Origin of the sequence: Streptomyces sp. NPDC007162, from assembly GCF_040634175.1 — a bacterium.
GTDB lineage: Bacteria > Actinomycetota > Actinomycetes > Streptomycetales > Streptomycetaceae > Streptomyces.
Map to the genome: position 1 here is coordinate 1 of NZ_JBEYFC010000305.1, position 10937 is coordinate 10937.

Sequence of the window (10937 nt, forward strand, 5' to 3'; positions counted from 1 at the left end):
GATGCACTCGCGGGCCGAGGACGCGGGCGCCGCCTGGGTCCGCCACGCCTCCGGGACGCTGCGTCCAATATCCGCGCCGGACGAGGTGAAGAACGCCCAGCGCCTGTACAACCTGCGGACCTTCGGACCGAGCGGCATCTTCGAGCAGGACGACGGCGAGAACTGGAGCGAGGTGCAGGCCACCGCACACGGATTCGTGGCCGGCTCCATGACTCTCAACTACCAGATGGGGCTGGGCCTTTCCGAAGAGGACGGCGTCCATCCGGGCACGACCGGCCGCCTCTACAGCGACGGCGCGGCCCGTGGCTTCTACGCCCGCTGGCGCGACCTGATGAACACGCCCGCCTGGCACGAGAACGAGAAGGACACCCCATGAGCACAACCGGCACCGGTATCCGGGTCGCCGCCGTCGACGACATCGAGGAGGGCGAGGCGCTGAAGGTCCCCGCCGAGACGACGGGGCACGGCGACGCCATCGCCGTCTTCCACGACGGTGGCGAGTACTTCGCCCTCGACGACACCTGTTCCCACGGGCAGGCCTCGCTCGCGGACGGGTGGATCGAGGGCGGTGAGGTCGAGTGCCCGCTGCACAGTGCGCGCTTCTGCCTGAAGTCCGGCCGGCCGCAGTGCATGCCCGCGACCGTCGCCCAGCGCACCCACCGCGTCGAGGTACGTGACGGCGGCATCTGGCTGCACCCCGGTGAGGAGACCACCGCATGAGCGCCCCAGGACGGATCGCCGTCGTGGGCGCCGGCCTGGCCGCCGTCTCCCTGTGCGACGTGCTGCGCGACCGGGGCTACGACGGACAGCTGGTGCTGTACTCGGCAGAGCGCGGCCTGCCGTACGACCGGCCGCCGCTCAGCAAGGACGTACTGCTCGGCAAGGCCCGACGTGAGGACGTGCTGCTGCGACCGGAGCAGTGGTACGCGGACCAGGGCGTCGAACTCCATGACGGGGCCCTCGTCCGCGCGATCCGGCCGCACGACGGGGGAGTGGAGCTGGCCAACGGCCGTACCGCCACCGCCGACCGGATCGTGCTCGCCACCGGCGGCACGCCCCGCGCGCTGCCCGTGTTCGGGGGCGACGACCCCGCCGTACACCTGCTGCGCACCTGGGAGGACGCCGAGCGGTTGCGGGCGCAGCTGTTGCCCGGTGCCCGGGTCGCCGTGATCGGCGCCGGCCTGATCGGAGCCGAGACCGCGGCCGTCGCAAGTGCCCTGGGCTGCCGGGTCACGCTGATCGACCCGGTGCCCGTCCCCCTCAGGGCGGTGGTCGGCGAAAAGATCGCCGGTACCCTGCACGCGCGGCACTCCGCCGAGGGCATCGAGGTGCGGACCGCCGGCGTCGAGCGCATCGAGCGCCGCCCGGGCCGCCGGGAGGTGCTGGTGCACCTGTCCGGACAGGGCGGCGCTGTGGCCGCCGACACGGTCGTGGCCGGTATCGGCATTCGTCCGGCCACCGAGCTGGCGGAGGCCGCAGGGCTGACGGTGGACAACGGCATCGTCGTACAGGCCGGTCAGCGCACCAGCCACCCGAACATCCTCGCCGTCGGCGACGTGGCCCGGCAGGACGGCCACCGCGTACGGCACGAGCACTGGGACGCCGCCCAGCGGGACGGCGAGGCTGCCGCTCTGGCCATCATGGGCCGTCCCGGGCCGAAGCCGACGGCGACCTGGTTCTGGTCCGACCGCCACGGTTCCCGCCTCGAGGCCGTCGGCACCATGGCGGACGCCGAACGGACCGTGGTGCGCGGCGCACCGGGCGACGGCACCTTCACCGTCTTCGGCCTGCACGGCGACCGGCTGGTCGCCGCGGCGGCCATCGACCGGGCCCGCGAGGTCAAGGCGGCCCGGCGGCTCATCGACCGTGGCATCCCGGTCGATCCGGCCCAACTCGCCGACGAGAGCGCAGATCTGCGCAAGCTGCTGAAGGGCTGAGGCGCCGGTGTGCCGCACACCGGCACGGACGCTCCCCGAACCACGCCGGTCGCGCTGGAATGACACCACTCAGCGCGGCCCGCAGGAGGACTCACCGATGAGTACGCACGCACCGGAGACGACCCCAGCGGCCGTCGACGACGACATCCGGCTCCACTTCGAAGTGCAGCGCCTCTACACCCTGGAGGCCCAACTGCTCGACCAGCACCGCTACGCCGACTGGCTGGAGCTGCTGGCCGACGACCTCCACTACTGGGCGCCGGTCCGCACCAACCGGCTGCGCCGCCAGCAGGCCCTGGCGGACGGCGCCCCGGGCGAGGTCGCGATCTTCGACGAGACCAAAGCGAGCCTGGTCTGGCGCATCCGCCGGTTCGACTCGGGCATGGCCTGGGCCGAGGACCCGCCGTCCCGTACCCGGCACCTGATCACCAACGTGTCCGTCCAGGCGGGAGACGCGCCGGACGAGTACGTCGCCGAGTCCGCCTTCCTCTGCTACCGCAACCGCCTGGAACGCGAGGTGGACCTCTACGCCGGCGGGCGCACCGACGTCCTGCGCCGCACCGAGGACGGGACCCTCCTGATCGCCCGGCGCACCATCCTGCTCGACCAGAACGTCCTGCTCGCCAAGAACATCAGCACCTTCCTGTGACCGGAGACCCTCGTGACCACTGCCCAGACTGAAGAGCCGAAGCTCCTCGAGCACACCGTGCAGACCACGCTCGGGCCGATCGCGGTCAGCGAGGCGGGCCAGGGGCCGGCGCTGGTGATGCTGCACGGCGGCGGTCCCGGCGCGAGCGCGGTGGCCAACTACCGCCAGAACCTGCCCGCCCTCACCGGGCACTTCCGCGTGATCCTGCCCGACCAGCCCGGTTTCGGCGGCAGTTACCGCCCTACTGAGGCCGACCTGGACGCCCGCAGCATCACGGAGATCACCGTCGACGCGCTGCTGCAGACCCTGGACGCTCTGGGTATCGACCGCTTCCACCTGCTCGGCAACAGCCTCGGTGGGGCCGCCGCCATCGCCACGGCGCTCGACGCCCCCGGCCAAGTCGAGAAGTTGGTGCTGATGGCTCCCGGCGGCGGCTGGCTTCCTTTCGGGCCCACCCCGACCGAGGGCCAGAAGGCCATGTTCCGCTACTACAACGGCGAGGGCCCGACCCTGAAGAAGATGCGGGACTTCATCGGCGTGATGACCGCCGAGCCCAAGCGGTGGGCCGACACCGCGCAAGCTCGCTACGAGGCATCCCTCGACGAGTCCCACATCGCCTTCTACCACCGGTACAACGCCGCCTTCGGCAAGCGGCACGGCATGGACCCGCTGTGGCAGCGCGTCCACAGGATCAAGGCGCCCACGCTGCTGCTCTGGGGCCGTGACGACCGCACCATCACACTCGACGGCGCCCAGCTCATGCTCAAGCAGATCCGCGATGTCCAGCTGCACGTCTTCGGCGGCTGCGGCCACTGGGTTCAGCTGGAGCGCCAGGCGGAGTTCGAGCGCCTGGTCACCGACTTCCTCAAGGAGCACTGAGCCATGGGATGGCTGGAGGGTGACGTCGCCCTGATCACCGGCGGCGGCTCCGGCATCGGCCGCGCCGTCGCCCTGCGCTACCTTGCGGAGGGCGCCCGCGTCGCCGTACTCGGCCGCAACGGCGAGCAGCTGGACGAGGTGGTGGCCGCCGCGGGCGACCTGGGGGAGCGGGTCCTGCCCGTCACGGGCGACGTGCGGTCTCCCGAGGACCTGCACCGCGCGGTGGAGGCAACCGTCGAGACGTTCGGCAAACTGGACATCCTCGTCCCCAACGCCGGGATCTGGGACTACCACCGCAGCGTCACCCGGCTGTCCGGCAAGGAGATCTCCGAGGCCTTCGACGAAATCTTCGACATCAACGTCAAGGGTTACGTCCTCGCCGTCGAAGCCGCCTGGCGGGAGCTGGTCGCCACCCACGGAAGCATCGTCATGACACTGTCCAACGCCAGCTTCCACACCGACGGCGGCGGCTCTCTGTACACCGCCAGCAAGCACGCCTGCCTCGGCCTGCTCCGCCAGTTCGCCTACGAGCTGGCGCCGCGCGTCCGCGTCAACGGCGTCGCCGTCGGCGGCATGCGCACCAAGCTGCGCGGACCGCAGAGCCTGGGCCTGCAGAACCGCACGCTCGAAGCCTCCTTCGCCAAGAACGAGGCGTCTGGGCAGGAACAGCAACCGCTCATTCCGCTGTACGACTCCAGCGTGGAGCCGGCGGACTTCACCGGTCCCTACGTACTGCTCGCCTCCCGCGCCAACAGCGGCACCGTCACAGGAGCCGTCATACCCGCCGATGGCGGGATCGCTGTCCGAGGTTTCCGCAAGCCGGCCGGCGGCGCCGGCCTCTGACCCCTCCCACCAGTGTCCGACTGCCATCGAAGGAGCCGCCCCATGGCCGCCGTCGACATCAGCCCCACCGCGGCCCTGCGCCGCAGAAGCCAGCTCCCCACCGCACCTGCCGTCATCTACGAGGGCCGGGAGGTCTCGGCCGGTGAACTGAGCCGGACCGCCGCCGAGTTGGCCGCCGGTCTGGCGGAGCGGGGCCTGCGCCGCGGCGACCGGATCGCCTACCTCGGTTTCAACAGCGTGACGTTCCTTCAGACGCTGTTCGCGGCGGCCCACCTCGGCGCGGTCCTCGTCCCGGTCAACTTCCGGCTCGCGACTGACGAGGTGCAGCACATCCTGAACGACTGTGGCGCACACACCGTCGTGGTCGAAGAGGGGCACCGGGAACTGGTCGAGTCGGTCCTCACCGACGCCCCGGCCCGCTGCCGCGTACTGGCCGACACCGATCCGCAGTGTCCGGCGGCGGGCTCGCCCGGAACCGTCTGGACCCCGCTGTCGGACCTGCTCACCTCCGACCGGCCCGTCCGTGAACCCGTCGCGCTGTACCAGGACGACCTGGCCGTGCTCATGTACACCTCGGGGACCACGGACCGGCCCAAGGGCGTCATGCTCACCCACGGCAACATATGGTGGAACGCCGTCAACGTGGACAGCACCGTCGACACCCGCCCGGACGACGTGAACCTGGCCGTGGCCCCCCTCTTCCACATCGGCGGCCTCAACGCCCTCACCCTGCGCACCCTGGTGCGGGGCGGAACCGTGGTCCTGCGACGGGGCTTCGACCCCGAGCAGTGCCTGCGCGATCTGGTCCAGCACCGCGTGAACAGCTTCTTCGCCGTACCCGCCATGTACGCTGCCCTCGCCCGCGTGCCCGGTTTCGCAGACGCCGACCTCAGCTCCCTGAGAGCCGCGATCGTGGCTGGCGCGCCCGTACCGCCTCAGCTCATCACGGACTACGCCGAGCGGGGCATCCTGCTCCAGCAGGCCTGGGGCCTGACGGAGACAGCTCCCTTCGCCACCCACCTGCCGGCCGGGCTGACGGCGAAGAAGACGGGATCGGCCGGCGTTCCGATGCCGTACACGGAGATCCGGCTCGTCGACCCCGTCACGGGGGCCGTGATCCAGGAGGCGGACGCTCGCGGCGAACTCTGTGTGCGCGGACCGAACGTGACCGTCGGCTACTGGAACAACCCGGACGCCACCCGCGCGGCCTTCGACGACGCGGGCTGGTTCCACAGCGGTGACATCGCCCACCGGGACGAGGACGGCTGCTACTACATTGTTGACCGCCTCAAGGACATGATCATCAGTGGCGGGGAGAACGTGTACCCCGCCGAGGTGGAGCGTGTCCTGGCCGCCTACCCGGGTGTGCTGGAGGCGGCCGTCATCGGTGTGCCGGACCCGAAGTGGGGCGAGACGGTTCTGGCCGTCCTCACCTGTGAGTCAGGTACGTCACCCACGCTGGAGGACGTTCGCGCCTTCACAGGCCGGCACCTGGCTCGCTACAAGTTGCCCACCCGGATCCTGGTCGCCGAGCAGCTGCCCCGCAACGCGAGCGGCAAGGTGGTCAAGTCCGAGCTGCGTCGCTGGGTGGACGCGCAGCGACAGCACGTCGAGAGTGTGTGAGCCGGCCATGACCATGCCTGTCCCCGACCTTGAGGAGACCAGTGTTCCGGGCTGGAGACTCAGAAGCCTCCTGGACTCCTCCCGCCCTGCCCGCCGGACCACGCGTGTCTATGTCGCGTCGCCGGTCGAAGGGGCAGCGGAGATCGAGTTCAGCCTGCACAGCGTTCCCGGGCACCCCCTTCGGGCCTGCTATCCCTTCGGCGCCCATGATCTCGCCGTGAGCGTCGTGGCGCCGGCAGGAGGGGAAGGGCTTGCCGCCCGGCTGCTCCGGGGTCTCGTACCCGCGCTCTTCACTGCCGAGCCACGCTGCCGCCGGGTGATCGCGGCGCCGGACGAGGACGACACCGCGAAACAACTCCTCCTGGAGGAGGGCGGGTTCCTGCGGGTCACGGAGGCGGATCTCCCCGGGGGGACCGTTGTCCTGTACGCGGTGGAGCCGCCGAGCCTCGCGGGCGTGTCCACGGCCCTGGACGACATGCCCCACTGAGCCACCCGTGCCGACATGCCGGTCGGAGTCCGTGCCGGAGGTCGAAACGACGCCTCTGTGCCCGGGAGCCGCCACGGTTCGACTGCGAGGCAGTACCCGACCCGCAGCGGCCCGGGCGTAAGCCGGGCCGGCCGCCGGCCGTGGCGTGGGAGAGCGCCGGTCATCGGCCGCGGCCCCGCCCACACCGGGCATTGCCCGAGCGATTCGTGCACCGGTTCAACCGGAGACCTCCAAGGCGGAGGCGCCTCGCGCGCGGTGCTCCCATCGCCGGCGGAAGAAGTGGATGCTTTCAATGGCCGGTGAAGCTCGGGGGCCGCTTCTGCAGGAAGGCGAGGGCGCCTTCCTGCAGATCCTTTGAAGTGCTGCAGCGGGCGATGGCCTCGACAGCCAGCCGGTGGGTGGCATCCCCTGACGCGCCGTCACCCCCGCTCAGATGGCGGACGGCCCGTAGGGACGCCTTGGCGGCGCGGACCGACAGAGGTGCGTTCGCCGCGATGGCTGCGGCCAGTTCGTCGACGACCTTGCCGAGCTCGTCGGGCTCGACGACCCGGTCCACCAGCCCCATGGCGAGCGCATCCGCGGCCGGGAGCCGGCGTCCGGTGAACAGCAGGTCGCTCGCCGCGGCCGGTCCCACGGTCTGGACGAGTGCGGCGGTCTGCTCCAGGGGGTAGCCGACTCCCAGGCGGGCGGCGGGGATGGCCAGGACGCCGCGGGTGTCCGCACAGCGGAGGTCCGCGCCCAGGGCGAGGGCCATGCCCGCGCCCAGACAGTAGCCGTGGATGCGGGCGATGACGGGCACGGAGAGCGCGGACAACTGCGCGAACAGAGTTCTGGCCGCCTCATCCGCCGCCTGCCGCGCGGCCCTGTCCTGCTGGTCCGGGAACTCGCTGATGTCCGCGCCGGAGACGAAAGCCCGTTCACCAGCCCCGCGCAGGATGACCACCCGGACGGCCGGGTCCTCGTCCATCGTCCTCAGCGCGACAGTGAGTTCGGTCATCATCGCCACGGACAGCGCGTTGTGTCGGGCCGGGTTGACGATCTCCACGGTGGCGACGGCGTCGCGTAGGTCGGTACGAATGCGTGGGGGAGCGGCCGCCGAGGTCATTCGGTCTTCTCGTCCACGAAGCGGTTGCGCAGTGCGCCGATCCCCTCGATGCACACCTCGAACTCGGAGCCGTGCCGCAGGAGGACCTTGGGCTCGCGCGCGAACCCGACCCCCGCCGGCGTGCCGGTGAGGATCAGGTCGCCCGGCTCCAGGGTCATCACGGTGGTGATGTAGGCCAGCAGCTCCGGTATCCCGAACAGCAGCGAGGAAGTGTGGTCGTCCTGGAGCACCTCACCGTCGCGGGTGCCGGTGATGGTGAGGTCGGGACGTACGCCGCCGAGCTGCGCGGCGGGCACGACGACCGGTCCGACGGGGGTGAGGCCGTCCCATGCCTTGCCGGCTGTCCGCTGCCCCGTGTGGAACTGGAAATCACGGACCGAGACGTCGTTGGCCGCCGTGTACCCGAACACGATGCCCGCGGCGCCCTCGACCGCGATCCGGCGTCCACGGATACCGATGACCACGGCGAGCTCGCTCTCGTAGTCGACCTGGTCCGACTCCGGCGGCAGCGCCACGTCGGCAAAGGGCGCCGTCAGCGAGGTGTGCCACTTGGCAAACAGATCGGGGTGAGCTGGTCCCGCCTCGCGGCCGCCCTCGTGCACATGCGTGAGGTAGTTCTGGCCGATGCAGATGACCTTGCCGGGACGCCCGACCGGACTGAGCAGATGATCGTCCGGCGCCTCGATCACAGTGCCGGCCTCGATGGCCGCAGGGTCACCTTCGGCCGCTTCGAGGAGCGCGGGCAGGTCATCGAACGTGTGCCCGTCCACCAGGGCCAAGCGTGCCTCGACCGCGCCGTCCCGCCGCAGTACGACGACGGGGCCACCGCCGTGGAGGACACGGGCGAGACCGAGACCGTCCGCCCAGTCCACCGGTGACGTATGCGTCGGAGTGGTCATAAGGATGCCCTCCTGATTCACTTCTGCCCCTCGGCGCTACGGACCGCCAGCGTGTACAGGCTCTCGTCGGCATCGGGGACACCGACGACACCGTCCTCGACCAGTGCGGCGATCCGCTCGTCGTCGTACCCCAGTTCGCCGAGGATCGCGAGAGTGTCCGCTCCCACTTCGGGCGCGGGACCACGGGCGCGTGGCGCCCCGTCGGCGACGATGGGAGTATTCACGATCGTGGGCTCCGCGAAGCGCTTCTCGTCGTGCAGGAAGAGGCCGCGCGCGGCGAACTGCTCGTCCCTGAGGATGGCGCCGATGCTGTTGACCGGGCCGCAGGGGACCCCTGCCGACCGCAGCGCGTCCATCCAGTGATCCCGGGGAGCCGTGGCGAAGCGTGCCTTGATGATCTCCGCGAGGGATCCCCGGTTCAAGAACCGTTCGTACTCCGTGGCGAAGCGCGGGTCGTCGCCCAGATCGATCTCCAGGACGGCGCAGAGAGCCTCCCACGCCCGGTCGACCGCGCCGAGCACGAGGGTGGCATCGTCCTGGCAGGTGAACGCCTCATAAGGGGCGGCCAGACGGTGGGCGGTGCCCAGGGGGACCGGTTCCACACCGGTCGCCACATAGTCGGCGACCTCCCACAGAGACCAGGCGGCCACCGAGTCCGCGAGCGCGACGTCGACGTACGCGCCGCCGCCTCCGGCGCGTGCGCGCAATAGGGCGGCCAGCACCCCGATCGCGCCCCACATGCCCGTGCCCACGTCGGACACGGGGAACCCGGCCTTGGCCAGTTGCCCATCGGTGGTCCCGGTGACGGACATCAGCCCGCTGTAGGCCTGCGCGATCAGGTCGATGCCTTTCGCATCGCGCATCGGCCCGAACTGTCCGAAGCCGGAGATGGAGCAGTAGACGAGGTCGGGGCACTCCGGCCGCAGATCCTCGTAGCCAAGGCCGAGCCGCGCCATGGCGCCGGCCCGGAAGTTCTCCACCAGGACGTTGCTGCGCCGCGCCAGGGACCGCACGATCTCGGCGCCCGCGGCGGACTTCATGTCGACCGCGAGGCTCCCTTTGTCGCGATGCGTCAGGACGAACGGGAGCGGCCTGCGATCCGGCCCCAGCCGTCGTGCGCGCATGCGGTCACCGGTGAGCGGTTCGATCTTGAGAACGTCCGCGCCCAGGTCGGACAGGATGGTCGTGCAGTAAGGGCCTGCCAGGGCTCCGGTCACGTCGAGTACTCGTACTCCCTCAAGAAAGGCCTGGCCGGGTCGGGCGGAATTCACTGCTGCCGTCATTGCGCCCCCGTCTCTCTGTTGGTCCGCTATGCGGACCAGTGGACCGTAATTAGGACCCTGGGTAAAAGTAGATCCGCGATTCCGGTGCGTCAAGCGGCCGTTTCAACGGCTCTCGGCCAGAGCGGAGGAGGCGAACCGGCCCGGCGGGCTCAGGGGAAACCGTGCTTTCGCCGCAGGGCCGCGCAGAGGACGGCGAACCGGTAGACTGCGCCGCTGACGTGCGAACATCAGGGGAGAGGCGCTCAGCGACATGCCCGGGAACGAAGGTAGGACGATGCGCAGCGTCACTACCGCACTGCAGGTGCTGGAGGCCGTGGCGGTCAACCAGCCGATCGGGCTGAGTGCACTGACCCGGACCCTGGGCCTGCCGAAGACCACGGTGCAGCGCAACCTGGCGACACTCGCCGACGCGGGCTGGATCGAGCAGCAGGCGGGCGGCGGCCGGTGGCAGGTCGGCGTCCGCGCCTTCGTGGTCGGCAGTGCCGTCAGCGCCCGCGGGGGACTGCGGCCCGCCGCGCTGCCCACGATGAGGGACCTCGGCGCCGAAGTCGGGGAGACGGTGCACCTGATGGTCCCTGCCGGCCGGGAGGTCGTCCTGGTCGAGCGGGTCGACAGCACCCGGCCCGTCCGCGCCGTTGCGCCGCTCGGGGCGCGGGGAGCGCTGCACGCCACCTCGAACGGCAAGGCCGTCCTGGCCGCCCTGCGGCAGGAGGAGGTGGACGCGTACATCGCCGGCGGCTTGCACGCGGTCACTCCGCACACGATCACCGACCCCGACCGCCTGCGGGCCGAACTTCGGGGCATCGCCGAGGCCGGGTTCGCGATCTGCCGGGAGGAGGTCGAGGAGGGCGTCGTCTCCGTCGCTGCCGCCATCCGACCGGGCCGCGGCCGGCCGATCGCCTCACTGTCGATCTCGGGCCCGAAGAGCCGCATGCTTCCGGAACTCCTCACGCCCTACGGCGAGAAGGTCCGCCTCGCGGCGGAAGCCGTCGCCGTCGCCCTGCCTGTCGAGGCTGACACGTTCTGACCCGGATTCGGGCCAGCGGACTGGCTGGGCTGGGAAAGGCGCTGAGTGCTGGGTCCTCGATCGGCAAGTCGTTGCGCAGAACCTCGGTCCGCTCAGCAGTGAGTGCTCCAGCTGCCCTCACCCGCCACCGGGCCGGACCGCCCCGACATCCCGGACCACCCCGCCTACCAGCAGATCCTCACCGCCCCGGCCGACGCGGGCCAGC

11 protein-coding genes and 1 pseudogene are annotated in these 10937 nt (G+C 70.9%); 9 read left to right on the top strand and 3 right to left on the bottom strand.

Going from position 1 to position 10937, the window contains the following annotated elements:
* The 8 genes and pseudogenes from ABZ646_RS29435 to ABZ646_RS29470 all read left to right on the top strand — a co-directional run.
* A pseudogene (locus ABZ646_RS29435) lies at window positions 1-376 on the top strand (aromatic ring-hydroxylating dioxygenase subunit alpha); the annotation flags it as partial.
* Window positions 373-720, top strand: a complete 348-nt coding sequence (locus tag ABZ646_RS29440) for a bifunctional 3-phenylpropionate/cinnamic acid dioxygenase ferredoxin subunit (protein WP_360525245.1) — start codon at window positions 373-375, stop codon at window positions 718-720. The pseudogene ABZ646_RS29435 and the gene ABZ646_RS29440, both read left to right, overlap by 4 nt.
* Window positions 717-1937, top strand: coding sequence for an FAD-dependent oxidoreductase (locus ABZ646_RS29445; protein WP_360525248.1), 1221 nt, complete (start codon window positions 717-719; stop codon window positions 1935-1937). Before ABZ646_RS29440 ends, ABZ646_RS29445 begins: the two co-directional genes overlap by 4 nt.
* A gap of 97 nt (window positions 1938-2034) precedes the next feature.
* Complete coding sequence (locus ABZ646_RS29450) at window positions 2035-2586, top strand: 3-phenylpropionate/cinnamic acid dioxygenase subunit beta (protein WP_360525251.1); 552 nt, start codon at window positions 2035-2037, stop codon at window positions 2584-2586.
* Between the two features lie 12 nt (window positions 2587-2598).
* Window positions 2599-3465: an alpha/beta fold hydrolase gene (locus tag ABZ646_RS29455; protein WP_360525254.1), complete on the top strand. Its 867-nt coding sequence runs from the start codon at window positions 2599-2601 to the stop codon at window positions 3463-3465.
* A 3-nt stretch (window positions 3466-3468) separates the two neighbouring features.
* A complete protein-coding gene (gene hcaB, locus ABZ646_RS29460) occupies window positions 3469-4308 on the top strand; it encodes a 3-(cis-5,6-dihydroxycyclohexa-1,3-dien-1-yl)propanoate dehydrogenase (RefSeq protein ID WP_360525257.1) in 840 nt (279 codons plus the stop codon).
* A 42-nt stretch (window positions 4309-4350) separates the two neighbouring features.
* Window positions 4351-5931, top strand: coding sequence for a long-chain fatty acid--CoA ligase (locus ABZ646_RS29465; RefSeq protein WP_360525259.1), 1581 nt, complete (start codon window positions 4351-4353; stop codon window positions 5929-5931).
* Window positions 5932-5938: 7 nt separating this feature from the next.
* On the top strand, window positions 5939-6418 hold the full coding sequence (locus ABZ646_RS29470; protein WP_360525262.1) for a hypothetical protein: 480 nt from the start codon (window positions 5939-5941) through the stop codon (window positions 6416-6418).
* 289 nt (window positions 6419-6707) lie between these two features.
* Here ABZ646_RS29470 and ABZ646_RS29475 read toward each other — a convergent pair whose 3' ends face one another.
* Genes ABZ646_RS29475 through ABZ646_RS29485 form a run of 3 tightly spaced genes read right to left on the bottom strand, consistent with a single transcriptional unit; the run spans window position 6708 to window position 9705 of the window.
* Window positions 6708-7523, bottom strand: a complete 816-nt coding sequence (locus tag ABZ646_RS29475; protein WP_360525265.1) for an enoyl-CoA hydratase-related protein — start codon at window positions 7521-7523, stop codon at window positions 6708-6710.
* Window positions 7520-8422, bottom strand: a complete 903-nt coding sequence (locus tag ABZ646_RS29480) for a fumarylacetoacetate hydrolase family protein (RefSeq protein WP_360525268.1) — start codon at window positions 8420-8422, stop codon at window positions 7520-7522. The genes ABZ646_RS29475 and ABZ646_RS29480 overlap by 4 nt, the downstream gene beginning before the upstream one ends.
* 17 nt (window positions 8423-8439) lie before the next feature.
* Entirely contained in the window at window positions 8440-9705 is a 1266-nt protein-coding gene (locus tag ABZ646_RS29485) for a CaiB/BaiF CoA-transferase family protein (protein WP_360525271.1), read from the bottom strand.
* A gap of 274 nt (window positions 9706-9979) precedes the next feature.
* Between ABZ646_RS29485 and ABZ646_RS29490 the strand changes: the two genes are divergently transcribed.
* Window positions 9980-10732, top strand: coding sequence for an IclR family transcriptional regulator (locus ABZ646_RS29490; protein WP_360525274.1), 753 nt, complete (start codon window positions 9980-9982; stop codon window positions 10730-10732).
* Window positions 10733-10937 lie beyond the last annotated feature (205 nt).